Below are 25,106 nucleotides of genomic sequence, written 5' to 3'. Positions count from 1 at the left end.
GGCGTTTGAGGCGCGGGGGTCCGGGGGCGGAGCCCCCGGTTTCGGGAAGGGGCGGGTAGGGGAACAGGCCCCGCGCAGCGGCCGTCCGCCCGCTCGTCAGGCCCGCCCCGTTCCGGCGCCCCGCGTCGACTCCTCCGCGCGCCGCCCCCGCGCCACCGCGCACGCCAGCGTGACCGCCGAGCCCGCCACCGCCCACGCGGCGAGCACCAGCATGGGGCCGCCCGCCCCGTTCCCCCTGAAGTACGCGATGGAGCGCGCCGCATACGTGCCCGCTCCCGGTGGCAGCGCCGGGCCGATCGTGCGCCAGAAGGGCGGGAGGAGCGGGTACGGGTAGGCCCCGCCCGCGCTCGGGTTGCCGAGGACGACCACGAGCAGGATCGCCAGGCCGATGCCGACGATCCCCGCCAGGCCCTGCAGCGCCAGCGTGAGCGCTCCGACCGCGAAGACGAGCAGCGTGCCGAGACCCCACAGTGCCCAGACGCTGCCGGGCAGCGCGTCCAGGACCGGGCCGGCGATCACCGCGCCGAGCAGTCCCGCGGTGACGGCGTACAGCAGCAGCGCGCCGAGCCGGATGACTGCGCGGGCCCCGTTGGCAGGCCGGGCGCCCGCGCTGATGGCCAGGATCGCCGCGCACAGATAGCCGCCCACGCACCAGCCGACCACCAGGTAGAACGAGGAGAGGCCGCGCGCGTCGCCCGCGGCGCCCGGGACGATGTCCACGACGTCGACCCTGCGCTGCTGCGACCGCTCCACCTTTCCGACGACCCCGGCGAGCGCCTCGGAAAGCGCTCCTCCCGCGCCGCCGGCGACCAGCAGCCGGTCGGTGGTGCCGCGTGGGTCGATGACGAGTGCCCCGTCGACCTTGCGTTCCAGGATCTGCCGCCGGGCGGCCGCCTCGTCGCCGACGGTCCGCGGTTCCAGGGGGTCGCCCGGCAGCCGGGCCAGCCGGTACAGGGCCTCGTCGGCGATCTGCGTGTCGGGCGAGGTGATCGCCAGCGGGATCATGTGCGGCTTCGGCTGGTGGAAGGCGCCGATGTACGACGTGATGAATCCGAGCTGGAGCGCCAGCACTCCGATGACCAGGATCGCGGCCCGCACGGTCACCGCGTCCTTGACCTCGTCGAGGAACCCCTTGCGCGGCTCGCCGTCTGTCTGTGCCGTCTGTGCCATGGCCCAACGCTCGACGGCGCCCGCCGTACGCGCAGGTGGTAGGGTCCGAATGGCTGAGGTAGACAGTGTCTACGGCGGTGCGGTAGACACGGTCCATGACGTCTGCGACGCAACACGACGAGAGTCTCCGGGCCAGGCTGGTGGTGGTGGGGGTCGAACTGGTGACCACCAGGGGGGTGGAAGCGCTCTCCCTGCGGGAGATCGCCCGCAGCGCGGGCGTCTCGCACGGCGCCCCCCGGCGCTACTTCCCCACCCACCTGTCCCTGCTGTCCGCGATCGCGCGGGAGGGCTTCGCCGACCTGGCGCGCAGGGCCACCGACGTCGTCGACGCCGTCGAGGAGGACCCCCGCGCCCGGGTCGCCGCACTGTGCCGCCTCTATCTGGACTTCGCGCGGACCGACGGCGGCATGTTCGAGCTGATGTTCCGCCACGACCTGCTCAAGAGCGGTCATCTCGGTCTGCGGGAGACCAGCCTGCCGCTCTTCGGCAGGTTCGTGGACGCGGTGGCGCAGGTGCGGCCGCGCCCCGGGGACGCCCCGCCGCAGGTCGTCGCGACCGCGCTCTGGACCAATCTGCACGGCATCGCCCAGCTGTGGGGGTGGGGCAGCCTCCAGCTCGCGACGGGGACCGACGACGTGGAGCCACTGCTGCGCACCGTGCTGGACGCCCACCTCGGTCCGGACCCCCGGTGAGTACGGCCCCGAGCCGCGGCCGTGCGGGCCGAAGCGCAGACCAGGACAAGCCCCCGAGCGAGGGCAGAAGCGACGGCAGAAGCGCTCGCCGGCGCGCGGCCCATCGGCGGATCACGCTCGCCGGCAGTGTCGTCGGCGCCTCGGTCGTCGCACTGGACGGCACCGTGCTGACCATCGTGCAGCCCGTCATGCAGCGGGATCTGCACGCGTCGTTCGAACAGGTCCAGTGGACCGGCACCGGCTATCTGATCGCGGTGGCGAGCCTGCTCGTCCTCGCCGGGCGCATCGGCGACCGGTACGGCCACCGGCAGGTCTTCGCCGTCGGGATGCTGGGCTTCGGTGCCGCGTCCGCCGGGATCGGCGTTGCGCCGGACATCGGCTGGGTGATCGCGCTGCGGGTCGCGCAGGGGGCCTTCGGCGCGCTGCTGCAGCCGGCCACCCTCGGCATGCTGCGGGCCGCCTTTCCGCCCGACCGGCTGGGCATGCCCATCGCGCTGCGCACCAGCGCGATCGGAGCGGCTGCCGCCGCCGGACCGGTCGTCGGCGGGGCGCTGGCCGCCGAACTGGGGTGGCGCTCCGTCTTCCTGCTCAATGTCGCACCGGCCCTGGTGATCGGGCTGCTCGTCCTCGTCGTGCGGGACCCGGAGCCCGCCCCGGCGCCGAGGACAGGGCTCGACCCGGTCGGGGCCTGCCTGCTCGCGGTGACCCTGTTCTGTCTGGTGCACACGCTCGTCGGCATGCCGGGCACCGGCCGGGCGGCCGTGACCGTGGCGGGGTGCGGCGCGGCGGTCGTCGCCGGTGGCGCGTTCGTACGGCACGTGCGGCGCGGCCGGGACCCGCTGGTGCCGCCGGAGGTGCTCGGGTCGGCCGCCGTCGCCTTTGCACTCGGGGTGCTGGTGTGCGCGTCGGCGGTGCTGTCCGGGGCCCTGTTCACCGGTGTCTACTTCCTTCAGGACGTCCTCGGTCTCGACCCCTTCCGGAGCGCTCTGCGGGCACTGCCCGGGGCGGTCGCGGTGGTCCTGGGCGCGCCGGTCGCCGCGGTGGCGCTGCGCCGGTACGGCCCGCGCCGGACGACCGCGGTGGCGATGTCCCTCCTCGTCCTCGGCGTCCTCGTGCTCTCCCGCCTCGACCGGGCGGCGGGCGCGGTGCCGGTCGGCGGCGGGTTCTTCCTGGTGGGCGCCGGTTTCGGTGCCGCGATGGTCGCCGCGACGGCGGTCGTCGTGCGCGGCGCGCCGGCGGAGCACGCCGGGGTCGCGGGCGGGCTCCAGCAGACCGCCATGAACATCGGTCCGGCGCTGGGGGTGGCCGTGGCGACCGCGCTGATGACGCTTGCCGCACCCGGCGGGGGACCGGCCGGGCCCGTGGTGATGTCCGTCTCCGCGACGGGGCCGGCGCTGACCGTCCTCGCGGCCGTGGCGGCGGCCGGTGCGCTCCTGGCGGCGGCGCTGCCAGGCCGCGCCGGCACCGTCCCGCCGCGACCGCGCACCGCTCCATAGCCCCGCGCGGCACCTCGCTGCCCCGTACGGGGGCGGAAACCCGGGGCTGCGGGAAGGCTCCGGGAATGTGTCGTACGCATGTTCGAAACTGGTCTATGGTGGGAGGTGGGGGAGGTGAGAACGACTGATTCAGGAGGTGCGGATGCCTTACTTCACGCATCTGCACACCGTTTCCGGGTTCTCTGTGCGGTACGGGGCCTCCCACCCGGAGCGGCTGGCCGGCCGCGCCGCCGAGCGCGGCATGGACGCCCTCGCGCTGACCGACCGCGACACCCTGGCGGGCGCGGTCCGTTTCGTCACCGCCTGCGCCAAGGAAGGCGTACGGCCGCTGTTCGGGGTGGACCTCGCCGTGGGGGAGCGGGCGCGGCAGGAGGGACCCGCCGAGCGGCGGCGCACCCCGGTGCGCGGCGGAGCGTTCGTCGACGAGTCCGCGCCCCGCACCGTCTTCCTGGCCCGCGACCGCCGCGGCTGGGCCGACCTGTGCCGGATGATCACCGCCGCCCACGCCACCGACCCGCGCAGCCCCCTGCTGCCCTGGGACGACAACCACGGCGACGGGCTGACCGTGCTGCTCGGCCCCTCGTCCGAGGTGGGCAGGGCACTGGCCGCCGGCCGGCCCGACCGCGCGGCCAAGCTGCTCGTCCCCTGGCGGGAGCGGTACGGCGACCGGCTGCGCCTGGAGGTCGTGCACCACGGCGGGGGCGGTACCGGTCCCGGCTCGCTGCGCCATGCGGCCCGTACCCTCGGCCTCGCCGCCGAACAGGGCGTACGGCCCGTGCTGACCAACGCCGTCCGCTACGCCGACCCCGGCCAGGGCCCGGTCGCCGACGTCCTCGACGCCGCCCGCCGCCTGGTGCCGGTCGACCCGCGCAAGGGCCTCGACAGCGGTGAACGCTGGCTGAAGGACCCGGCGGCGATGGCCGCCCTCGCCGCCCGGGTCGCGGAGGCCGCCGGCTTCCGGCGCGAGCTCGCGCACCGGCTGCTCGCCGTGACGGAGGAGACGGCCGCCGAATGCCTGGTCGACCCCGAGGACGATCTCGGGATCGGCAGCGTCCACTTCCCGGAGCCGGCCCTCGTCGGCGCCGAGTACCGCACCGCGCAGCGGGTGCTGGCCTCCCGGGCCGCCGCCGGAATGGTGCTGCGCGGCTACGACGGGCGGCGCGAGTACTGGGAGCGGATGCACCACGAACTGGACATCATCGCCCACCACGGCTTCGCCTCCTACTTCCTGACGGTCGCTCAGGTGGTGGACGACGTGAAGGGCATGGGCATCAGGGTCGCGGCGCGCGGTTCCGGAGCCGGCTCCCTGGTCAACCACCTCCTCGGCATCGCGCACGCCGACCCGGTCGAGCACGGGCTGCTGATGGAGCGCTTCCTGTCCAAACGGCGGCGTGTCCTGCCCGACATCGACATCGATGTGGAGTCCGCCCGCAGGCTGGAGGTCTACCGGGAGATCATCGGCCGTTTCGGAGAGGAGCGGGTCGCGACCGTCGCCATGCCGGAGACGTACCGGGTCCGGCACGCCATCCGGGACGTGGGCGCCGCCCTGTCCATGGACCCGGCGGAGATCGACAAACTCGCCAAGTCCTTCCCGCACATCCGGGCCCGCGACGCCCGCGCGGCCCTGGCCGAGCTGCCGGAACTGCGGGAGGTGGCAAGGGAGTCGAAGCGGCTGGAACGGATGTGGGAGCTGGTCGAGGCGCTGGACGCGCTGCCCCGCGGGGTCGCCATGCACCCGTGCGGCGTGCTGCTCTCCGACGCCTCGCTGCTCACCCGCACGCCGGTGATGCCGACCAGCGGCGAGGGCTTCCCCATGTCCCAGTTCGACAAGGACGACGTGGAGGAGCTCGGGCTGCTCAAGCTCGACGTCCTCGGGGTGCGGATGCAGTCGGCGATGGCGCACGCGGTCGCCGAGGTGCGCAGGGCCACCGGCGAGGAGGTCGACGTCGACGCCGTGCCGCCGGGCGACCCGGCCACCTACCGGCTCATCAAGTCGACCGAGACGCTGGGCTGCTTCCAGATCGAGTCGCCCGGTCAGCGCGACCTGGTGGGACGGCTGCAGCCGGAGACCTTCGGCGACCTGGTCGTCGACATCTCCCTGTTCCGTCCCGGACCGGTCGCTGCCGACATGGTGCGGCCGTTCATCGAGGCCAGGCACGGCCGGGCGCCCGCCCGCTATCCGCATCCCGACCTGGAAGGGCCGCTGCGGGAGACGTACGGAGTGGTCGTCTTCCACGAGCAGATCATCGAGATCCTGGACATCATGACCGGCTGCGGCCGGGACGAGGCCGACCGGGTGCGGCGCGGTCTCTCCGACCCCGAGTCGCAGGGGAAGATCAAGTCCTGGTTCGCGCGGAGCGCCGGGGCCAAGGGCTATGCGCCCGAGGTGATCGGCCGGACCTGGGAGATCATCGAGGCCTTCGGGTCGTACGGCTTCTGCAAGGCGCACGCGGTCGCGTTCGCCGTGCCCACGTACCAATCGGCCTGGCTCAAGGCGCACCATCCGGCGGCCTTCTACGCCGGGCTGCTCACCCACGACCCCGGGATGTATCCGAAGCGGCTGCTGCTGGCGGACGCGCGCCGGCGCGGGGTGCCGGTGCTGCCGCTGGATGTGAACCGGTCCGCGGTCGCTCACCGAATCGAACTGGTGTCTGATGGTGAGTCGTCCCGGGCCGGTACGGGGACCGTTCCCGGCCCCGGGCGCGGCGCCCGTCCTGGGACCGGTCCGGGTTCCGGTCCTGACTCCGGTCCGGGTGCCGGCACTGCCGCCGGCTCCCCTCCTGGGCAAGGCCGCTGGGGGCTGCGGCTCGCGCTCTCCGACGTCCATGGCATCAGCGAGGCGGAGGCGGCGCGCATCGAGGCGGGGCAGCCGTACTCCTCGCTGCTGGACTTCTGGCAGCGGGCCTGCCCCTCGCGGCCGGTCGCCGAGCGGCTGGCCCAGGTCGGCGCGCTCGACGCCTTCGGCGCCAACCGCCGCGATCTGCTGCTGCACCTCGCCGAACTGCACCGCACCCAGCGTGGCGCCGCGTCCTACGGCAGCCAGCTCCCGCTGGCCCAGGGGCAGAAGACCGCACCGGTCGGGCTGCCCGACCTGGGGGACGCCGAACGCCTCAGCGCCGAGCTGGGCGTGCTCGGCATGGACGCCTCCCGCCATCTGATGGCGGATCACCATGCCTTCCTGGCCGAGCTCGGCGTGCTCTCCGCCCAGCGGCTGCGCGATGCCCCCCACGGGCGGACGGTGCTCGTCGCGGGCGCCAAGGCGGCCACCCAGACACCGCCGATCCGTTCCGGCAAGCGGGTCATCTTCACCACGCTCGACGACGGCACCGGCCTGGTGGACCTCGCCTTCTTCGACGACAGCCACGCCTCCTGTGCCCATACCGTCTTCCACTCGTGGCTGCTGCTGGTGCGCGGTGTGGTGCAGCGGCGCGGACCCCGCAGCCTCAGCGTGGTCGGCTCGGCCGCCTGGAACCTGGCGGAGCTGGTGGAGCTGCGGCGCACCGGCGGCCTCGACGCGGTCGCCGCCCGGCTGGCCGCCCCGGCGCCGGAGCCGGACGGCGAGGCCGGGTCCGACAACGGCCGCCGGATCCAGCTGCCGACGGGCTACGAGCTCAACCCCTGGGCGGATCTCAAGCCCGCCGGTGAAGCGGCCGCGGGCGGAAGGAAGTTGTGGCATCAGAGTCCCGGGAGTGCCGGATGATCCTCTACGTGCGTTTCCTGCTGTCGCCCATGTACGAGGCGGCGCTGCCCGCGCTGCTCGCCGTGGCGGAGGACATCAGCCCCGTCGTGCAGGCGCTGCCGCCGGACGCCGCGCTCGTCGACGTCCGGGGCGCGGAGCGGTACTTCGGGCGGGACGCGGCGCAGCTCGCCTCCCTGCTGCGGGTGCGGGCGCTCGCCCACTGCGGCGTGGACTGCGTCATCGGCGCCGGCCCCGTACCCATGATCGCCAGGATGGCCGCGCGCGAGGCGGTGCCGGGCACGACCCTGGTGGTGACGGAGGGGGAGACCGCGGCCTTCCTCGCCGACAAGCCGGTCGCCGCGCTCGACGGGGTGGGGCCGGTGACCGCCCGCACCCTGTGTGCGTACGGTCTCGACTCCGCCGGCCGTGTCGCCGGGGCGCCGCTCGCCGTGATCCAGCGGATCCTGGGCGCGCGGGCCGGGCGCGAGGTGTGGGAACGGGCCCGCGGCATCGACCGTACGGCGGTCGTCCCGAACGCCCTCTCGCGCTCGATGGCCGCCGAACGGGCCTTCGAACTGGACGAGTTGGACCAGGCCGAGCACCGGCGGGCGCTGCTCTCGCTCACGGAGGAGCTGGGGTCGCGGATGCGGGGGGAGCATCAGGTCTGCAGGTCCCTGACGCTCACAGTGCGCTATGCCGACCGGTCCACGACCACCCGGACCCGCACCCTGCGGGAGCCGACCGCACACTCGGCGGCGCTCGCCGACGCCGCGTACGCGCTCCATCAGGCGCTCGGGCTTCAGCGGGCCAGGGTACGGGGGCTGTCGCTGCGTGCCGAGGACCTGACGGCGGCCGAACGGGCCGCGCGGCAGCTGACGTTCGACCCTGCCGACGAGCGGGCGCGCCGGATCGAGGAGGTCGCGGACCGGGCCCGCGCGAAGTTCGGTCCCGGGGCGGTCGTACCGGGATCGCTGGCGGCGTAGGCCGGACGGCCGCCTGCCGGGCAGCTGCCCGGCAGGCGGCCGTCGCGGAGCCGGTCCATAGCAGATCCGCTCCGCAAGAAGGGGCAGTTTTTACCGACGCGTAACTTCCCAGTTCTGGTTACCCGCCCGTAAGTTGACGTGAGCACAGCGAATCCAGCCATCGCAACTCCCTTGAGCCGCAAGGAGACAGATCGATGCTGCCTTGGAAACGTGCGCTCAGACCACTGTCAGCCCTCATGCTCGCAGTGGCCGTCGCCCTCACCCCGGCCGCCACCGCCACCGCGGAACCCACCACTGCCGCCACCGGCAGTGGCTGGAACGACTACGACTGCAAGCCCTCCGCCGCCCATCCCCGCCCCGTCGTCCTCGTCCACGGAACCCTCGGGAACTCCGTCGACAACTGGCTCGTCCTCGCCCCGTACCTGGTGAAGCGCGGCTACTGCGTCTTCTCCCTCGACTACGGGCAACTCCCCGGCGTGCCCTTCTTCCACGGCCTCGGGCCCGTCGACAAGTCGGCGGAGCAACTCGACGCCTATGTCGACAAGGTGCTCGCCGCCACCGGCGCGCCCAAGGCCGACATCGTCGGCCACTCCCAGGGCGGCATGATGCCCCGCTACTACCTCAAGTTCCTGGGCGGGGCCGCCAAGGTGAACGCCCTCGTCGGCATCGCCCCCAGCAACCACGGCACCACCCTGAACGGGTTCACCAAGCTGCTGCCGTACTTCCCCGGCGCGGCGGACCTGCTCGGCCGGCACACCCCGGCCCTCGCCGACCAGGTCACCGGATCCGCCTTCCTCACCAAGCTCAACGCGGACGGCGACACCGTGCCCGGTGTGCGCTACACGGTCATCGCCACCCGCTACGACGAGGTGGTGACCCCCTGGCGGTCGCAGTACCTCAGCGGGGCGAACGTCCGCAACGTACTGCTCCAGGACCTCTGTCCACTCGACCTGTCGGAGCACGTCGCGATCGGCGTGTTCGACCTGATCGCCTACCACGAGGTGGCCAACGCGCTCGACCCGGCACACGCGAGACCCACCACCTGCGCGTCCGTCTTCGGCTGACCCGGCGCACGTCAAAGGGCTGCCGCCGGTGCCCGGACCCCCGGGCACCGGCGGCAGCCTCGCCGTGTCGCACTCAGCGGCTGTGACGTCCGCCCGGCGTCACGGTCCTCCGCCGGCCCAGCCCGAACAGCGCCGCCGCGCCGACCGCGAGCGCCGCCGCACCGCCGATCGCCATGTAGGTGGTGCTGCTGTCGCCACCCGTCGCCGCGAGATTCTCGTCCGACGTCTCCGGGGCGGCCGGGGCGGCCGCGGGCTCGTCGGCGCCCTTCGCCTCCGGGGCGTTCTCCGCCGGCTGTTCAGCAGGCTTCCCGGCCTCTGCGCCCGCGCCCGCGCCGGTACCCGTGCCCGCGCCCGCCTGCTCGCCGTGGTCGTCACCGCCGTGACCGCCGTGGTCGACCGTGGACTTGTCCGCACCCTTCTCGATGTCCTGCTCGGAGGGCGCACTCGCGGCGGGGGCCGCCGCGCCTCCCCCGTTGTCCTTGCCGAAGACCACGTCGGAGCAGGTGTAGAAGGCCTCGGGGGAGTCCGAGCGCTGCCAGATCGAATACACCAGGTGCCGGCCCGACTTGTTCGGCACGATGCCGTCGAAGACGTAGGCGCCGTTCTCCAGCTTGGGGTTCGTGACCTTCGCGAACGGCTTCTCCTCCAGGTCCGACCATGTGAGCGGCTTCGTGGGGTCGTAGCCGTCCTTCGTCAGATACAGCTCGAAGGTGCCCTTGTGCGGAGCGGTCGCCTTGTAGCGGAAGGTGTGGTTGCCGGAGGCGAGCGGCGAGGACGGCCAGTCGGCGCGCGGCAGATCGAGGCCCTTGTACTTGTCACGGCCCGCGCTGCACAGCTTGCCGTCCGGTATCAACTGCTTGTGGTTCCCCGCCGCGTTGGCGATGTTGACCTCGTTCCAGTCGTACAGCGGCTGCGTCCCGCCCGCCGCGACCAGCGCCTTGCACGCCGCCGAGTCCGGGCTCTCCGGCCCCTCCGCGAAACAGGCGGAGATCCGGCTGACCGGGTCCGTCATCGATCCGTGGGCGGACGCCGGCGCCGTGGCGAGACCGGCGAGGGCGAGCGGCGCGAGGCCGAGCGCGGCGACCGTGGTGACCTTGCGGCGAGCGGTCATGGGGACGTTCTCCTTAAGGCGGCTATGGGGGGACACCGGGGCCGGTTCGAGCAGGCGGCGCGGCCCCCCGCGGACTACGGCACCGACTGCTCGAACCGGCCCCGGCGATCTGCAAGTTAGCCGCTCGGAACGTCGAAATCGCCTGCTGGCGGGGGGTGACGGCCATCCTTATGGCGCCTTTAAGGTGAGGCTAAGAGGGGGCTCAGGAAGCCAGGCGCTCGCGCTCGCCCGACCACCACCGGGGGCCGGGTGCGTCCCGTTCCCTGGGCGCGGGTGACATCGCATCGGTGGACGCGCTCCCCTGGCAGCGGTGATCCGGCCGGGCGGCCGTCCGCCACGCGAGCCGCCCTCTGCCGGCACGTTCCCTGTCGGACGGAGCCCGGTTCAGCCGCTCGTCCCCACGTCGTTGTTCGGTGCGCCGTCGCCGGCCGGCGGGAGGTCGCCGCGTTCGACCGGCTGCCCGGCGTCGCCCGGCGCGGGAGGCAGTACGGCATCGAGCTCCGCGTCGCTCGCGGCGTGCGCCGCCTCGGCCGCCTCGCGGAGGGTGGCGCGGTCCACGGTCGCTGTGTCGGCGTTGAGCCGCACCAGCCGGCCGTCCATCTCGGTCGCGTACTCGTGCTGCGTGCCGCTCATGCGGTACCAACTGCCGCCGTCCGCCACGCATTCGGCAGCGCCGTCCGTGCCGCCGCTGCCGACGCCGAGCGGGTTCTTCGGGCAGAGCGCGGCGTCCATGGAGCCCTTGTCGACACCGAGACGTATCTGCGCACCCGTCCCCTGCTCGACGTACACCGCCGAGAACCCGTCGGCCCCGAGCACACCCACGGACTGCTTGGCCACCTCGTAGCCCGGCACCTCGGTGACGTAGACGTTGTCGATCGCCACCTGGGCGGCACGCGCGCGTGCCTCCAGTTCGGACCGGTCGGCTTTGCCTCCGGCGGTTTCGCTGCCGCAGGCGACCAGAGCAAAGGTCACCACGGCCGTCACGGACACAAGAGGGCGCGGCAGCCGCGCGGCAGGCTTCATGACGGTCATGCTGCCGCAGGCTCGTCCCCGCTCCGGGTGGGTGTGTCCTGATCGTTGCCACCGCGGGGCGGCCGACCCGTCCAGTAGCTTGAGTCTCCTTCCGGGGGAGACATCAGGGTGGGGGCATGGACGGCGACGCGCTCTTCTCGATCGGCGAAGTGGCCCGGCGGACCGGCTTCACGGTCAAGACGATCCGGTTCTACTCGGACCGGGGGATCGTGTCGCCCGCTGAACGCAGTCCGGCCGGCTACCGCCTCTACAGCTTCGACGCCATCGCCCGTCTCGGCCTCGTGCGGACCCTGCGCGACCTCGGGCTGGACCTGGCCACCATTCGCAAGGTGATGGACCGGGAGCGCGCACTGCCGGACGTCGCGGCGGCTCACGCCGATGCGCTCGCTGTGCAGATCCGCACCCTGGGCATGCGGCGCGCGGTGCTGATGGCGGTGGCCGAACGCGGCTCCACCCCGGAGGAGACAGCTCTCATGCACAAGTTGACACAGCTTTCCGAAGACGGACGGCGACGCCTGATCGACGACTTCCTCGACGCCGTCTTCGGCGGCCTCGGTGACGGCCCGGGCCTGGCGGGTGCCATGCGGTCGATGACGCCGGAAATGCCCGGCGACCCCGGTCCGGAGCAGATCAAGGCGTGGGTGGAACTGGCCGAACTGTCCCAGGACCCGGCTTTCCGCGCCGCCGTCCGACGGCCGGCCGAGGACCTGGCCGCCCAGTACGCCCACACCGGCGCCCGGACCCCGCACCGCGATCTCGCCGCGACCGTTCGCGACCTCGTGGGCCCGGCCCTGGCCGGCGGGGTGGGACCGGAGTCGCCGGAGGCCGATCCGGTCGTCGCGGCCCTCAGCGCACATGGTGCGGACGCCTTGGGCCGTGCCGACGACCTCGGCCTCCGCCGTCACCTGCTGACACGGCTGGAGGAGCTGCACGACGCCCGCAGGGAGCGGTACTTCGAGCTGTTGGCCGTCGTCAACGGCTGGCCGGCTCCGGAGAGTCTCGCTCCGGTGCTCGCATGGTCCGTCCAGGCCCTGCGGATCCGGCTGCCCCGCACGCCCGACGGGCACGCCGGCGCCGACCACCGATCGGGACGCGGGGCCGTCGTCCTGCGCGCGGAAGCGACGCCTTCCGCTCCCTCGCTCGTCCTTCGCCCGTGGTGCGTACGGGATCTCGCCGCGCTGATCGAGGCGTATCAGGAACCCGCCATGCGCCGCTGGGCCGGCTCTGCGATGGAGACCGACGCCGACGCGGCCGGCTGGGTGCGCGCCCAGCAGCAGGGATGGGCCGCGGGGACCCGGTTCGGCTTCGCCGTCCTCGCGAAGGACCCCGGCTCGTCCGCCGATCACCTGGTCGGCAACGTGGTGCTCAAGGAGGTTGCCTCCGGCAAACCGTCCGCGGAGGTCGGCTACTGGACCACGGCGCATGCACGCGGACGCGGTGTGGCCTCCCGCGCTCTCGAGGTCCTCACCCGCTGGGCCTTCGACACGTTCGGGGACGACGGGCTGGAACGGCTCGAACTCCTCCACCAAGTGGACAATCCCGCGTCGTGCCGCGTCGCGGAGAAATGCCGCTACTCCTTCGACAGGGTTCTGCCCGCGGCGCCTCCCGCTTTCCCTCTCGACGGCCACCTCCACACACGGCACAAGGAACACTGACCGCGGCCGGGGTTCCGCCGGCCCGGCCGTCGCGCCACGTCGCCCGGAGGAAGGAGTCCGGCCGGATGCGGCCGCCAGGTGCCCGCCGTACGGTGGGACGGCACCGGGTACCACCGACGTCGGGAGAGGGCATGGCCGGGGAGATCTCGTTCTTCGAACTGGGCGTCGCGGACTCCGAGCGGGCCCGGACCTTCTACGCCGGGCTGTTCGGCTGGACCTTCGAGGCCGGGACGACGGAGGGCGGCGGCTACTCGATCCGCACCCCCGGCGTCCCCGGCGGAGTGCACGGAGGCGACCCCGGAGCGGGCCCGTACGTCTTCTTCCGCGTCGACGACATGCAGTCCGCCGTCTCCCGCGTGCGCGACCTCGGCGGCACCGTCGACGACATCGACGTCGGCGGCGACGAGGACACGGTCGCCCGCTTCGGCCGCTTCCAGCTGTGCCACGACGACCAGGGCTCGCCCTTCGGTCTCCACCAGCCACCGGCCGGGAGCTGACCCGCTCCTTCGCATACGCGGCGCCCGCGGCGTCCCCGCGTCAGCCGATGCGGCGGTAGCGGCGCTCCGGGCGGCCAGTACCGCCGTAGCGGAGCGTCACCTCGGCCCGGCCCGTCTCGGCGAAGTACTCCAGGTACCGCCGCGCGCTCACCCGCGACAGGGAGCCCGCCGCCGCGCACTCGGAGGCCGAGAGATCGCCCGGGTGCTCCCGCAGGATGCGCTCCACCAGCTCCGCCGTGTGCGGCGCGAGGCCCTTGGGCAGCTCACGGGAGCCCGGTGGGCGGGTGCCGAAGATCTGGTCCACGTCCTCCTGGCGCGCCTCGTCCAGCCGGTCGAGGCGTGAGCGCAGCGCCGCCACATGCCGGAGCTGCTCATGCAGCGCGGCCTGGTTGAAAGGCTTGATCAGGTAGTGCAGCGCCCCCGCCCGCAGCGCGGAGCGGACCACCGCCGCGTCCCGTGCGGCCGTGATGAACAGCGCGTCGGCGCTCGGCCGGTCCGGATCACGCTCCTCCGCCGCCCGCAGCTCGCGCAGCACCGTGATCCCGTCCATGTCGGGCAGGTAGATGTCGAGCAGCACGAGGTCGGGCCGCAGCCGCTCCGCGGCGCGCAGCGCCTCGCCGCCGCTGTGGGCCACCCCGGCGACCGTGAAGCCCTCCGCCTGGGACACATAGCGGCTGTGCAGCTTGGCGACCATGAAGTCGTCGTCCACCACCAGCACCTTTGTCACGCCGACACGCTAAGCCGCGACCACAAGGACCACAACGTCCGTTGATTCCGGAAGAGAGACAGCTTCTTAACGCGCAGGCAACATGTGGGCCACTTCACACATCTACGAGAGGCGATCTCGTGCGACTGCGCACCCCCATTGCCCTGCTCGGGGCGGCACTGCTGGTGCTCGTGGGGCCGCCGCTGCTCACCTCGGGCAGCGGCGCAGAAACCGGCACCCAGATCCCCGGTCTGCGGTTCATGGTTCCCAACACCCCCGGTGGCGGCTACGACATCACCGCCCGCACGGCCGCCAAGAACGCCGAGGACGCAGGGCTCACCCACAACATCGAGGTCTTCAACCTGCCGGGCGCCGGCGGCACCGTCGGCCTGACCCGGCTCGTCGGCGAGCACGGCAACGGCAAACTGGCCATGTCCATGGGCCTCGGCGTCGTCGGCGCCGTGCACACCAACAAGTCGCCGAAGACCCTGGCCGACACCACACCGATCGCCCGGCTCACGGAGGAGCAGGACATCGTGGTGGTCGCCAAGGACTCCCCGTACCAGAACATCGGCCAGCTGATCGAGGCGTGGAAGAAGAACCCCGGCAAGCTTCCGGTCGGCGGCGGCTCCTCGCCCGGCGGGCCCGACCATCTCGCGCCCATGCTGATGGCGCAGGCCGCCGGGATCGCGCCCAAGTCCGTCAACTACATCCCCTTCGACGGTGGCGGTGAGCTGCTCGCCTCCATCCTCGGCAACAAGGTCGCCTTCGGGGTCTCCGGCGTCGGCGAATACCTCGACCAGATCAAGTCGGGCGAGCTGCGGCTGCTGGCCGTGACCGGGCCGAAGCGGGTCCCCGGCCTGGACGCGCCCACCCTGCGTGAGGCCGGGCTCGACACCGAGTTCACCAACTGGCGCGGCATCGTGGCCCCGCCGGGCCTCACCGACGGCGAGCGCGACAAGCTCGTCGGGCTGGTCACGAAGCTGCACGAATCGAAGCAGTGGCAGGACTCCATGAAGAAGAACGGCTGGGACGACGCCTTCCTCACCGGCGACAAGTTCGGCGACTTCCTCGACGAGCAGGACGACAGCGTCGACCAGGTGCTGAAGGAGCTGGGGCTGTGAGCTCGACCAAGTCCACGACACAGACCCCGGACAGGCGTGCCTGGCTGCGGGAACACTCCCAACTCGGGGTCGGCGCGCTGCTCCTCGTCATCGGCGTCCTCGTCCTGACCGACGCGCTCACCATGGACGTCGACATCGCCCAGCGCGGGCCCGTCGGACCCACGACCGTGCCGATCGCCGTCGGCATCGGCCTGCTGGTCGTCGCCGTCCTCCTCGCCGTCGACGTGCTCAGAGGCGGCCGGGGCGAGGCGGAGGGCGGCGAGGACATCGACCTCTCCGAGCCGAGCGACTGGCGGACCGTGCTGCTGCTCGCCGGTGTCTTCCTCGCGAACGCGGTCCTCATCGGACCGCTCGGCTTCCCGGTCTCCGGGGCGCTGCTCTTCTGGGGCTCCGCCTACGCGCTCGGCAGCCGGCGCGTCGACCGCGATCCGCTGATCGCGGCCGTCCTCTCCGTCGTCACCTACTTCGTCTTCAACAATCTGCTCGGCGTCCCGCTGCCCGGCGGCCCGCTGATGGGAGTGCTCTGATGGATTCCCTGAACTCCCTTCTCGACGGCTTCGGGACGGCGCTCACCCCGATCAACCTGCTGTGGGCGGCGATAGGCGTCCTGCTCGGCACGGCCATCGGCGTGCTGCCCGGCATCGGCCCCGCCATGGCGGTCGCACTGCTGCTGCCGGTGACGTACGGGCTGGAGCCGACCGGCGCGTTCATCATGTTCGCCGGCATCTACTACGGCGCCATGTTCGGCGGCTCCACGACGTCGATCCTGCTCAACACGCCCGGAGAGAGCGCGGCGGTCGTCGCCGCGATCGAGGGCAACCCGATGGCCAAGGCCGGACGCGGCGCGCAGGCGCTGGCGGCAGCGGCGGGCGGCCATTTCGCCGGCGGCATGATCGGCACGATCCTGCTGGTCGCCCTCGCACCGACCGTCGCCGAGCTGGCCGTCGACATCGGCGCGCCCGACTACTTCGCCATCATGGTGCTGGCCTTCATCGCGGTCACCTCGGTCCTCGGCTCGTCGAGGATCCGCGGCCTCGCCTCTCTGCTCATCGGTCTCACCCTCGGCCTCGTCGGCCTCGACCAGATGACCGGTCAGCAGCGCCTCACCTTCGGCTCCCTCCAACTCGCCGACGGCATCGACGTCGTCATCGTCGCGGTCGGTCTCTTCGCCATCGGCGAGGCCCTGTGGGTCGCCGCCCATCTGCGGCGGAGCAGCGGTGACGCGATCCCGGTCGGCAGGCCGTGGCTGGCGAGGTCCGATGTGAAGCGCACCTGGAAGCCGTGGCTGCGCGGGCCCGTCATCGGCTTCCCGTTCGGCGCGATCCCGGCCGGCGGTGCGGAGATCCCCACCTTCCTGTCGTACGTCACGGAGAAGCGGCTCTCCAAGCACAAGGACGAGTTCGGCAAGGGCGCCATCGAGGGCGTGGCCGGACCGGAGTCCGCGGCCTCCGCCTCCGCGGCGGGCACGCTCGTCTCGATGCTCACGCTCGGCCTGCCCACGACGGCCGTCGCGGCGGTCATGCTCGCCGCCTTCCAGCAGTACGGCATCCAGCCCGGGCCGCTGCTCTTCGAACGCGAACCGGACCTGGTGTGGGGCCTGATCGCCTCACTGTTCGTCGGCATGGTGCTGCTGCTCGCACTGAACCTGCCGCTCGCGCCGCTCTGGGCGAAGCTGCTGCGCATCCCACGCCCGTACCTGTACGCCGGCATCCTGTTCTTCGCGGCGGTGGGCGCGTACGCGGTCGGCGGCGAGGCCATCGACCTGGTGATCCTGCTGATCATCGGTCTCATCGGCTTCGGTATGCGCCGCTACGGGCTTCCCGTGCTGCCCGCCGTCATCGGTGTGATCCTCGGCCCGGCGGCCGAGCAGCAGCTACGGCGTGCGCTCCAGATCAGCGACGGCAGCGCCGCCGGGCTCGTCAACACGCCGTTCTCGGTGACGGTCTACGCCGTGATCGTGGTGCTGCTGGCCTGGCCGTGGCTGAAGAAGCTGATCGTCAGGCACCGATCGGGCGCCTAGGCACGCGGAGCGAGGAAGTGAGGGGCGGGCCACGGACGTGGTCCGCCCCTCACCGTGTCACCGGTCCAGCAACCGCGTGAGGCCGCCGGTCTGTGCCCGCCGTTCCAGCTCGTCGAGGGCTCGTACCGCCTCGGCCGCCGCCTCCGGGTCACGGTCGCGAAGACCGCTCTCCTCGAACTCGTCCTCGTCCAGCCGGAGGATCTCCTTGCCGTCCGCGGACACCCACAGGTCCAGATCCAGGTCCTCGACGCTCAGCCCGCCGGCCTGGTCGAGCTCGGCGGGCCGTGTGATGTCGCAGTACCAGCCCTTGAGCACGCCGTCGCCCGTGCGGACCTCCTTCACCGAGTACCAGCGGTCCCGCCAGTAGTGCTCGGTGAACACATCGCCGGGCTCGAAGCGCACGAAGCCGAAGTCACGTACTCCGGGAGCCGCCCACAGGGCGCGGACCGTGACATGTGTGCCGTCGTCGGAGAGCAGGTCCGCCGGGTAGCGGATCTTGGTGACCCCCGCCTTGATCAGCCGTACCTCAATCGAGGGTGCGGACATGCCGGACCTCCGACGCGCAGATCTCGTACCCGAACCACTTGTTGATCGCGAGCATGGGGCCGTTCTCGCCGTCGTTGCTCGTGAACGCGTCGGTGTAGCCCGCCGCACGGGCGCGGCGCAGCGAGTCGGTCTTCGCGAGCTTGGCGTACCCCTTGCCGCGGTGGGCGCGCATCGTGCCGGTCATGCCGGACAGATAGCGGGTGCCGCCGTCCGTCATGGCGGCCGTGTACGCGGCGACCTCGCCGTCGACCATCACGACGGAGCTCAACCGCCGGTCGAGCAGCGGGAAGTTCCAGGTGTGGCTCAGCCAGTCCTCGTAGTCGTCGAAGTCGGTGGGGATGTCGCTCGGCTCGTCCGACGTGGCCTCGGCGTCCGCCTCGAACATCGGCCGCGGGTCCGCCTCGAAGTCGGCGGCGGTCCGCAGCTCCACGCCCGGGGGCAGCGCGGGCAGCTCGGGGAGCGGCCCCGCCAGATCCAGACGCTGGAAGTGCGCGGGGCGGGTCGGCCGGTAGCCGCGCTTCTCGGCGAACGCGAGGTTCCGGGGCTCCTTGAGCACCCACGCGTACACCTGCGTCGCGCCCTCCGTCCCGAGATGCTCCTCCGCGACACGCAGCAGCAGCCCGCCCGCGCCGTTGCCTTGGTGGTCGGGATGGACATGCGGGGTGACGAAACCCTGCCCGGGCTCGGTCGCGTCGTACGCGATGCCGACATGGGCGGTGCCGATCAGCTCCCCGTCCTTCTCGGCGACCAACAGCCGGTACTTCTTGGCCGGGTTGGCGTTCTCGACCTCGAAGAGGGCCGACTCCGGTGTCATCACCTCGAACGGCAGCGACGCGCGACGCACCCGCGTCACGGCTTCGGCGTCCTCCGGGCGGAAATCACGGACGATCACAGTCATGGGCAGGCACGGTACGCGCCGACGGGCACGATCGCCCGGGAATTTCCGGGCGGTGCGAGAATCGGCCGGTGACCTTGAACATCACCATCGACGCCGACGCGCCGGACGCGCCCTACGAGCAACTGCGCGCGCAGATCTCCGAACAGGCGCGGTCGGGCGTGCTGCCCGTGGGCCACCGGCTGCCGACCGTCCGCGGGCTCGCGGAGGAGCTCGGCCTCGCGGCCAACACCGTGGCGAAGGCGTACCGGGCGCTGGAGGGGGACGGCGTCATCGAGACGCGCGGCCGCAACGGCACGTTCGTCGCGGCGGCGGGTGACGCGGCGGAGCGGCGGGCGGCGGCGGCCGCGACGCAGTACGCGGCCGAGGCACGCCGCCTCGGGCTGAGCCACGCGGCGGCGGTGGCGGCGGTGGAGACGGCGCTGCGGGTGGCGTACGACGGGGAGGGGTGACGTCCCCCCCCACCGGGGGCGGGCGGCGCCTGCGGCGGGCTTGTTCCCCACCCCGCCCCTTCCCGAACCCGGGGTAAGCCCCGGGCCCCGTACGGCCTTCGGCCGTGCCCTCAATCCCCCTACGGCTCGGCGGCCGTGGGAGGTGCCCGCCGGGCGGAACTGCCGCTGCGCGGCATTTCCACTGCCGGGTGGAGGCGAACAGCCCCCGCTGGGGGACCCTCCCACCTCCGCCAGGGCGTAGGGGAGTTCGAGGCGCGAGGGTGCGGGGCCAGGAGCCCCGGAAGCACCGCGCGGAGGGCGGCGCCGTCCGGGCGCAGCCCGGATGTGACGGGGCCCCTGCCCCAGGGCGGCCGACTTCGTCAGCCCCGCTGGGGGCACCTCCCGCGGCCGCCGGGCCGTGGGGGAGTTCGAGGCGCCGGAGCCGGGGGGCAGAGCCCCTCACCCCCGGCCACCCCGTCGGCGGGGCGGGGCCGCCCGCGCCTCAGGCTCCCGACGCGGGGCCCGGCGGGAGGTGGACGGTCATGATCAGGTGGCAGGTTTCGGTGCCGGAGCCGCGGTAGGTGTGGGGGGCGTCGCCGTCGAAGGCGGCGGTCTGGCCGGATTCGACGGTGTGCTCGGTGCCGTCGACCATCAGGGTCATCCGGCCGGCGGTGACACTGACGGTTTCCACGACTCCGGCCTGGTGGGGATGGCTGGGGTACTCCTCGCCCGGTTCCAGCCGCCAGCGCCAGACCTCGACCGGGGCAGGGCCCGAGGTCGTCAGCATGAGCCGGGCCTCACTGCCCTGCGTTCCGGTCCACAGCGGCGCGACGGCGTCGGCGGTCACGACGCGGACGCGTCCTTCGGGTGACCCTTCCATCAGGGCGGACACGGAGACGCCGAGTGTGTCGGCCAGCCGTACCAGGGTGCCGAAGTTCGGGTTCCCCTGAGCCCTCTCCAGGCCCACCAGCGCACCTTTGCTGACCTGGGCGCGCCGGCTGAGTTCGTCGAGGGAGAGCCCCGCGCGGTTGCGGGCCGTCCTGACGTTGTGCGCGAGCGTCCGCAGGGCTGCGGCCGTCTCGGCCATCCGATCACCATCCTCGAGTCCGGTCGCTGGAATGCACCGTGCGGTCATTCGGTTGACACAGGTCGGTCGTTCCGTTGTACGGTTCAGTCGTTCTGTTGAAATAGTAAGGGATGTACGTACCGTGATCGCTCTGCTGCTGGCTCTGGGCAGCTCCCTCGCCTACGGATGCGCCGACTTCCTCGGCGGTCTCGGCGCCCGTAAGGCTCACGTGCTGCGCACCGTGATGATCGCGGCACCGGCCAGCCTTGTGGTCGAACTGCTGCTGTGGCCGGTGCTCGGCGCCTCGTTCAGCCCCGGCGCCCTCGCCTGGGGCGCCGCCTCCGGCATCGCCTCGGCCGCCGCCTTCGCCCTGCTCTACCGCACCCTGGCGATCGGCCCGATGAATGTGCTCTCGCCCCTGACCGCGCTGGTGTCCGCCGTGCTGCCCGTCGGTGTGGGCCTGTTGCAGGGCGAGCACCTCGCGACAGCCGGACTGGTGGGCCTGCCGCTCGCGCTGGTGGCGGTCGTGCTGGTCAGCGCGGGACACGGCGCCGGGACGGCGCGCCCTTCCCGTACCGCGCTGCTGCTGGCCTTCGGTGCGGGCGCCGCGATCGCCCTGCAGCTGATCTTCTTGCACCAGGCGCCGTCCGACAGCGGAGTGGCGCCGCTGATCGTCGGCCGGGCGGTCGCCTCGGCGGTCACCCTGGCCGCGGCCGGCCTGATGTACCGCAAGCTGGGCTCCGAGCGGCCCGCCTACGCCCTGTCGGCGACAGCCGGCGTGCTGGACTCGGTGGCGAACCTGCTGTTCCTGCTCGCCGCCCGCAGCGGAGACCTCGCCGTCGTCGCCGTGATCACCGCCCTCTACCCGGCCGGGACCGTCCTGCTGGCCCGCAGCGTGCTCGCCGAACGCATCCACCGCGGCCAGCTCGTCGGACTGGGCGCCGCCGCGGTCGCCGTCAGCCTCCTCGCCCTGACCTGATCGGCCCGCGGCCCGTCCCGGCACCGACCGCGTACGGAGGCAGGCATGTGCGTCCGGCCCTGGGACACCGGCCTGGACGCAGCCGAAGGGCAGGCCTGGATCGCCGAAGGCCACGCCCCGACGGACGTGTCAGAGGTACAGCCCCGCGTCCGGGCCAGGGGTCTGGGAGGGGACCGACGCCGGTGTCGTCCCGCGGCGGAGCGCGTACAGCTCCGCCAGCGTCGCGCCCTCCCGGTTCACGCCCTTCTCCGTGCCGAGCCAGGCCACCGACTCCTCGCGGGTCAGCGGGCCGACCTCGATACGGGCCAGGCAGCGACCGGGACGGACGACCGCCGGGTGGAGGCGTTCGAGGTCCTCGTTGGTGGTGACGCCCACCAGGACGTTGCGGCCCTGGCCGAGCAGACCGTCCGTCAGGTTGAGCAGGCGGGACAGGGCCTGGCCCGCCGTGTGCCGTGCCTCGCCGCGGATCAGCTCGTCGCAGTCCTCCAGCAGGAGCAGCCGCCAGCGCCCCTTCGAGGTGCCCTCGTCCTCGCCGATCGCGATGTCCATCAGATAGCCGACGTCGTTGAACAGCCGCTCCGGGTCCAGGACGCAGTCGACCTGGCACCAGTCGCGCCACGAGCGGGCGAGGGTCCGCAGCGCGGACGTCTTGCCCGTGCCGGGCGGGCCGTGGAGCAGCAGCAGCCGGCCTGCGATGTCGTCGGGGGTGACCTTCATCAGCCGGTCCATCGCGTCGGCGACGGGCGCGGTGTAGTTCGCCCGGACCTCTTCCCATGTGCCGGCCGCGATCTGCCGTGTCGTGCGGTGCGGGCCCCGGCGCGGCGAGACGTACCAGAAGCCCATGGTCACGTTCTCCGGCTGCGGCTCCGGCTCGTCGGCCACGCCGTCGGTGGCCTCCTTGAGGGTCTTCTCCGCGAGGTCGGAGCTGACCGCGGTGACGGTGACGTCCGCGCCGCGGTTCCAGCGGGAGATCAGCAGCGTCCAGCCGTCGCCCTCGGCGAGCGTGGCGCTGCGGTCGTCGTCGCGCGCCGAGCGCAGCACCTTCGCCCCGGACGGCAGCATCGTCGCGCCGGGCTTGACCCGGTCGATCGAGGAGCTGAACGAGTACGGCTGCTCGCCCGTCGCGAAGCGGCCGAGGAACAGCGCGTCGATGACGTCAGAGGGTGAATCACTGTCGTCGACGTTGAGCCGGATCGGCAGCGCGTCCTGAGGGTTGGCAGACATGGCGCCCATGATCCGGCACGGTCCCGGCCGCCGCACCGTGTTTTGCCCGGTGCGGCGGCACGGACCCGTTCAGCGGCGCGCCGGGGCGGAGGGCGCAGGCGCGTTCAGGCGCGCTGCGGCCCGGCGGGCCCGGCGCACGACGGCGTAGCCCTTGGTGAGGGCCCGGTCCTTCGCGAAGTTCCTGACGAGGGCGCGCCCTTCGACGAGCCGTTCGAACTCCGCCGGCCCGGTGCCGCGCCGTACGGTCAGCCGCCGCAGGGCGTACGGCCCCTGGCGCCGCGCCGCCAGGGCGTTGCCGACGGCGAGGGACTGGGCGAATCCTGCCGCGCGGACGGCGCCGCGCACCCGCCGGTCGGAGTAGCCGTAGGGGTAGGCGAACGAGACCGGCGCGGTTCCCAGTTCCTGGGCGATGACGTCCCGGCAGTGAGCCGTCTCGTGGGCGAGGCGTGTCCCGTCGAGCTGGTCGAGCTGCGGGTGGGTGTGGGAGTGGCCGCCGATCTCCGTCCCCGCCGCGGCCAGTTCACGCACCTGCTCCCAGTCGAGCATCGTGTCCAGCGCGCCGCCCTCGTCGTGCTTTCCCCGCAGCCACCCGGTGGAGACGAACACGGTGGCCGCGAAACCGTGTGCGGCGAGGACGGGGAGGGCGTGCCGGTGCACCCCCTCGTAGCCGTCGTCGAACGTGATCAGCACCGGCCGGCCGGGCAGCGGCCGGCGTCCGTCCGACCGCCAGGCGTCTCCGAGCTCGGCGGTGGTGACGGGGGTGAACCCGCGGTCCGCCAGCACCCGCATCTGCTCAGCGAAAGACCGGGGCGCGACCGAGAGGCCGTGGGCCGCGGGAGCGGGCCGCTCTCCGACGGCGTGGTACATCAGGATGGGCACCGGCTCGTTCACCGTGCGGCCTCCGACGGCGCCGTGCTCACGATCGGTCCCGATGAGAACGCCGCCACGCCCCTGCGGGCCCGTACGCCGCCGACGACGTAGCCGGCCGCGGCCGCCGCGACCCCCGCGACGATCGCGCCCGCCCGGCCCGCGCCGCCGCGCCGGCCGAGGACCGCGTCGCGCAGCCCGCGGGCGACACCGGCCGGCAGGACCCGGGTGGTGTAACGGCGTTCCGACTCGAGCCCTTTGCCCGCCCCGACGCTGCGGGCGACGAGCGCCTTGGACAGGCCCTCCGCGTAGCTGCGGCCGCCGAAATAGCGGAAGCGCTCACGCGCGTCGGGGACCCGGTGACGGATCACCGCACGGTCGTCGATCAGCAGCACCGCGTCCGGCAGCGAACGGGTGAGCCTGATGCACAGTTCGGTCTCCTCGCACCCCAGCGGCCGCCGGTCGCCGTCCCGTCCGATGCCGGTGGCGAAGCCGCCGCAGGCGTCGAACGCGGCGCGCCGGAAGGAGGCGTTGCCGCCGAGGACGTTGCGGACCCGGACCTTCCCGGGCGGCAGGCCCCGGTAGGTGCAGCCGACGACCCAGTCGAACTCCTCCGGGAACCACGCGGGTCTGCGGCCGGACGCCCACGCGGGCAGGGTGCGCCCGCCGACGGCCATGACCCGCTCGTCGTCGTAGCCCTCGGCGAAGTACCGCAGCCAGTCCGGTTCGGCCACGGCGTCGTCGTCGAGGAAGGCGACGAAGTGGCCGAGGGACGCGGCGATCCCGGTGTTGCGGCCCGAGGACAGGCCGCGGGGGCCCGCGTTGGCGAGCACCCGCACCCCCCGTTCCCCTGCGTACCGGTCGCGAAGCCGCCCGAGCAGCGCCGGATTGTGGTCGACGACCAGCAGCGTCTCGAGCGCCGGCAGCGACTGCCGTCCGACCGAGGCGACCGCCTCGAGGATGTCCTCCCAGCGGTCCTCGGTGTACGCGCAGATCACCACGGAGAAGTCGCGGCCCTCACCGGCCGCGCTCAAGACACCCCTCCCCGGGCGGTCGTGACGCCGATGGCCGCGGGCCGGCGGCGCGCGGCACGCCGTACGCCCTTCTCCTCGAGGATCACCCTCAGCACCCGCAGTCCGTCCCGCACGGCCCGCAGGTTGCTGACGCCGTGGATGCGGAGGTACTCGTGGCTGGGGACCTCCTGGACCCGCAGTCCGGCCTTGACCACGCGGATGTTCATCAGGGTCTCGATCTCGAAGCCGGTGCAGTCCAGGGCGATCTCGTCGAGGCAGTGCTTCCAGAAGGCGTTGTAGCCGTAGCACAGGTCGGTGTAGCGGGCGCCGAACTTGGCGTTGACGACCGCGCACAGGACCCGGTTGCCCAGCCTGCGCACCCGGGTCATGTCGTCCGTGCCGCCGCCGTTGGCGAAGCGGGAGCCCTTGGCGAAGTCGGCGCCGGAGACCAACGCGGAGACGTAGGAGACGATCTCCTGCCCGTCCGCGGAGCCGTCGGCGTCGACCATCACGATGATGTCGCCGGTGCAGGCGGCGAATCCGCTGATGAGGGCGTCGCCCTTGCCCTTGCCGAGTTGCTGGACGACCGTGACCCCGGGCCACAGGTCGCGGGCCACCTCGACGGTGCGGTCGGTGGAGTTCCCGTCGACGAGGACCACTTCGTGGATCCAGTCGGGCAGCGTCTTGAAGACGTACGGAAGGTTCTCCGCCTCGTTCATCGCGGGGATCACCACGCTCACGGGCGGGGTGATGGCCAGGTGCGACGAGATGGGCCGGTATCTGACGGACGGGCGGGCGAGTTCGTTCACCGGATCTTGACCCGGGGCCGCCGGGTGCAGGACTGAGCTCATGGCCT

23 protein-coding genes and 1 pseudogene are annotated in these 25,106 nt (G+C 72.8%); 13 read left to right on the top strand and 11 right to left on the bottom strand.

The features are described 5' to 3' along the window. Positions 1–96: 96 nt before the first annotated feature. On the bottom strand, positions 97–1,170 hold the full coding sequence (locus AB0K36_RS24510) for a DUF3533 domain-containing protein (RefSeq protein ID WP_364598145.1): 1,074 nt from the start codon (positions 1,168–1,170) through the stop codon (positions 97–99). 95 nt (positions 1,171–1,265) lie between these two features. Here AB0K36_RS24510 and AB0K36_RS24505 point away from each other — a divergent pair, with 95 nt between their 5' ends. The 5 genes from AB0K36_RS24505 to AB0K36_RS24485 all read left to right on the top strand — a co-directional run bounded on the left by AB0K36_RS24505 (position 1,266) and on the right by AB0K36_RS24485 (position 9,084). Continuing rightward, entirely contained in the window at positions 1,266–1,862 is a 597-nt protein-coding gene (locus tag AB0K36_RS24505) for a TetR/AcrR family transcriptional regulator (protein ID WP_364598142.1), read from the top strand. A 110-nt stretch (positions 1,863–1,972) separates the two neighbouring features. Beyond that, entirely contained in the window at positions 1,973–3,358 is a 1,386-nt protein-coding gene (locus AB0K36_RS24500) for an MFS transporter (RefSeq protein ID WP_435877928.1), read from the top strand. 142 nt (positions 3,359–3,500) lie between these two features. Continuing rightward, entirely contained in the window at positions 3,501–7,058 is a 3,558-nt protein-coding gene (locus AB0K36_RS24495; RefSeq protein WP_364598136.1) for a DNA polymerase III subunit alpha, read from the top strand. Next, positions 7,055–8,020, top strand: coding sequence for a DNA polymerase Y family protein (locus tag AB0K36_RS24490; RefSeq protein ID WP_364598133.1), 966 nt, complete (start codon positions 7,055–7,057; stop codon positions 8,018–8,020). Before AB0K36_RS24495 ends, AB0K36_RS24490 begins: the two co-directional genes overlap by 4 nt. A gap of 194 nt (positions 8,021–8,214) precedes the next feature. After that, the gene (locus tag AB0K36_RS24485) at positions 8,215–9,084 is read left to right on the top strand and encodes an esterase/lipase family protein (protein WP_364598130.1); all 870 of its coding nucleotides are present in this window, start codon (positions 8,215–8,217) and stop codon (positions 9,082–9,084) included. 73 nt (positions 9,085–9,157) lie between these two features. Here AB0K36_RS24485 and AB0K36_RS24480 read toward each other — a convergent pair whose 3' ends face one another. Both AB0K36_RS24480 and AB0K36_RS24475 read right to left on the bottom strand, forming a co-directional pair. Continuing rightward, positions 9,158–10,195 (bottom strand): lytic polysaccharide monooxygenase auxiliary activity family 9 protein, encoded by a 1,038-nt coding sequence (locus AB0K36_RS24480; protein WP_364598127.1) that lies wholly within the window; start codon positions 10,193–10,195, stop codon positions 9,158–9,160. Between the two features lie 384 nt (positions 10,196–10,579). Then, positions 10,580–11,218 (bottom strand): hypothetical protein, encoded by a 639-nt coding sequence (locus AB0K36_RS24475; RefSeq protein ID WP_364598124.1) that lies wholly within the window; start codon positions 11,216–11,218, stop codon positions 10,580–10,582. 125 nt (positions 11,219–11,343) lie between these two features. On the opposite strand from AB0K36_RS24475, the pseudogene AB0K36_RS24470 reads away from it, so the two are divergent. The 3 genes and pseudogenes from AB0K36_RS24470 to AB0K36_RS24460 form a co-directional block, all read left to right on the top strand. Then, positions 11,344–12,279: pseudogene (locus AB0K36_RS24470) on the top strand (MerR family transcriptional regulator); the annotation flags it as partial. Continuing rightward, positions 12,259–12,882, top strand: coding sequence for a GNAT family N-acetyltransferase (locus AB0K36_RS24465; RefSeq protein ID WP_435877927.1), 624 nt, complete (start codon positions 12,259–12,261; stop codon positions 12,880–12,882). The pseudogene AB0K36_RS24470 and the gene AB0K36_RS24465, both read left to right, overlap by 21 nt. A 131-nt stretch (positions 12,883–13,013) precedes the next feature. Next, positions 13,014–13,379, top strand: coding sequence for a VOC family protein (locus AB0K36_RS24460; RefSeq protein ID WP_364598121.1), 366 nt, complete (start codon positions 13,014–13,016; stop codon positions 13,377–13,379). A gap of 40 nt (positions 13,380–13,419) precedes the next feature. Here the strand turns inward: AB0K36_RS24460 and AB0K36_RS24455 are convergent, their stop codons facing one another. Continuing rightward, positions 13,420–14,073, bottom strand: a complete 654-nt coding sequence (locus AB0K36_RS24455; RefSeq protein ID WP_435877926.1) for a response regulator — start codon at positions 14,071–14,073, stop codon at positions 13,420–13,422. A 152-nt stretch (positions 14,074–14,225) separates the two neighbouring features. Here AB0K36_RS24455 and AB0K36_RS24450 point away from each other — a divergent pair, with 152 nt between their 5' ends. The 3 genes from AB0K36_RS24450 to AB0K36_RS24440 are packed head-to-tail and all read left to right on the top strand — an operon-like array spanning position 14,226 to position 17,229. After that, positions 14,226–15,209 (top strand): Bug family tripartite tricarboxylate transporter substrate binding protein, encoded by a 984-nt coding sequence (locus tag AB0K36_RS24450; protein WP_364598118.1) that lies wholly within the window; start codon positions 14,226–14,228, stop codon positions 15,207–15,209. Then, positions 15,206–15,736: a tripartite tricarboxylate transporter TctB family protein gene (locus AB0K36_RS24445; RefSeq protein WP_364598115.1), complete on the top strand. Its 531-nt coding sequence runs from the start codon at positions 15,206–15,208 to the stop codon at positions 15,734–15,736. The genes AB0K36_RS24450 and AB0K36_RS24445 overlap by 4 nt, the downstream gene beginning before the upstream one ends. Further along, entirely contained in the window at positions 15,736–17,229 is a 1,494-nt protein-coding gene (locus AB0K36_RS24440; protein ID WP_364598112.1) for a tripartite tricarboxylate transporter permease, read from the top strand. Before AB0K36_RS24445 ends, AB0K36_RS24440 begins: the two co-directional genes overlap by 1 nt. Before the next feature lie 57 nt (positions 17,230–17,286). On the opposite strand, the gene AB0K36_RS24435 is transcribed toward AB0K36_RS24440, so the two are convergent. Beyond that, on the bottom strand, positions 17,287–17,775 hold the full coding sequence (locus AB0K36_RS24435) for a ribonuclease FAU-1 family protein (RefSeq protein ID WP_364598109.1): 489 nt from the start codon (positions 17,773–17,775) through the stop codon (positions 17,287–17,289). Continuing rightward, on the bottom strand, positions 17,756–18,673 hold the full coding sequence (locus tag AB0K36_RS24430) for a GNAT family N-acetyltransferase (RefSeq protein ID WP_364598107.1): 918 nt from the start codon (positions 18,671–18,673) through the stop codon (positions 17,756–17,758). The genes AB0K36_RS24435 and AB0K36_RS24430 overlap by 20 nt, the downstream gene beginning before the upstream one ends. 68 nt (positions 18,674–18,741) lie before the next feature. Here AB0K36_RS24430 and AB0K36_RS24425 point away from each other — a divergent pair, with 68 nt between their 5' ends. Beyond that, positions 18,742–19,122, top strand: coding sequence for a GntR family transcriptional regulator (locus AB0K36_RS24425; protein ID WP_364598104.1), 381 nt, complete (start codon positions 18,742–18,744; stop codon positions 19,120–19,122). Between the two features lie 481 nt (positions 19,123–19,603). On the opposite strand, the gene AB0K36_RS24420 is transcribed toward AB0K36_RS24425, so the two are convergent. Beyond that, entirely contained in the window at positions 19,604–20,188 is a 585-nt protein-coding gene (locus AB0K36_RS24420) for a helix-turn-helix domain-containing protein (RefSeq protein ID WP_364598101.1), read from the bottom strand. 121 nt (positions 20,189–20,309) lie between these two features. Here AB0K36_RS24420 and AB0K36_RS24415 point away from each other — a divergent pair, with 121 nt between their 5' ends. Beyond that, positions 20,310–21,146 carry an EamA family transporter gene (locus AB0K36_RS24415; RefSeq protein ID WP_364598098.1) on the top strand — a complete coding sequence of 279 codons (837 nt, stop codon included), beginning with the start codon at positions 20,310–20,312 and terminating at the stop codon, positions 21,144–21,146. Between the two features lie 129 nt (positions 21,147–21,275). On the opposite strand, the gene AB0K36_RS24410 is transcribed toward AB0K36_RS24415, so the two are convergent. The 4 genes from AB0K36_RS24410 to AB0K36_RS24395 form a co-directional block, all read right to left on the bottom strand. Then, positions 21,276–22,370: a DUF5925 domain-containing protein gene (locus tag AB0K36_RS24410; protein WP_364598095.1), complete on the bottom strand. Its 1,095-nt coding sequence runs from the start codon at positions 22,368–22,370 to the stop codon at positions 21,276–21,278. Positions 22,371–22,439: 69 nt separating this feature from the next. After that, positions 22,440–23,237 (bottom strand): polysaccharide deacetylase family protein, encoded by a 798-nt coding sequence (locus tag AB0K36_RS24405; RefSeq protein WP_364598151.1) that lies wholly within the window; start codon positions 23,235–23,237, stop codon positions 22,440–22,442. Between the two features lie 20 nt (positions 23,238–23,257). Further along, positions 23,258–24,271 (bottom strand): glycosyltransferase family 2 protein, encoded by a 1,014-nt coding sequence (locus tag AB0K36_RS24400; protein ID WP_364598092.1) that lies wholly within the window; start codon positions 24,269–24,271, stop codon positions 23,258–23,260. Further along, positions 24,268–25,101 (bottom strand): glycosyltransferase family 2 protein, encoded by an 834-nt coding sequence (locus tag AB0K36_RS24395; RefSeq protein WP_364598089.1) that lies wholly within the window; start codon positions 25,099–25,101, stop codon positions 24,268–24,270. The genes AB0K36_RS24400 and AB0K36_RS24395 overlap by 4 nt, the downstream gene beginning before the upstream one ends. Positions 25,102–25,106: the final 5 nt, after the last annotated feature.

The organism is Streptomyces kurssanovii, assembly GCF_040677245.1.
Lineage (GTDB): Bacteria > Actinomycetota > Actinomycetes > Streptomycetales > Streptomycetaceae > Streptomyces > Streptomyces kurssanovii.
This window is presented reverse-complemented; position numbering and strand designations above follow the sequence as displayed.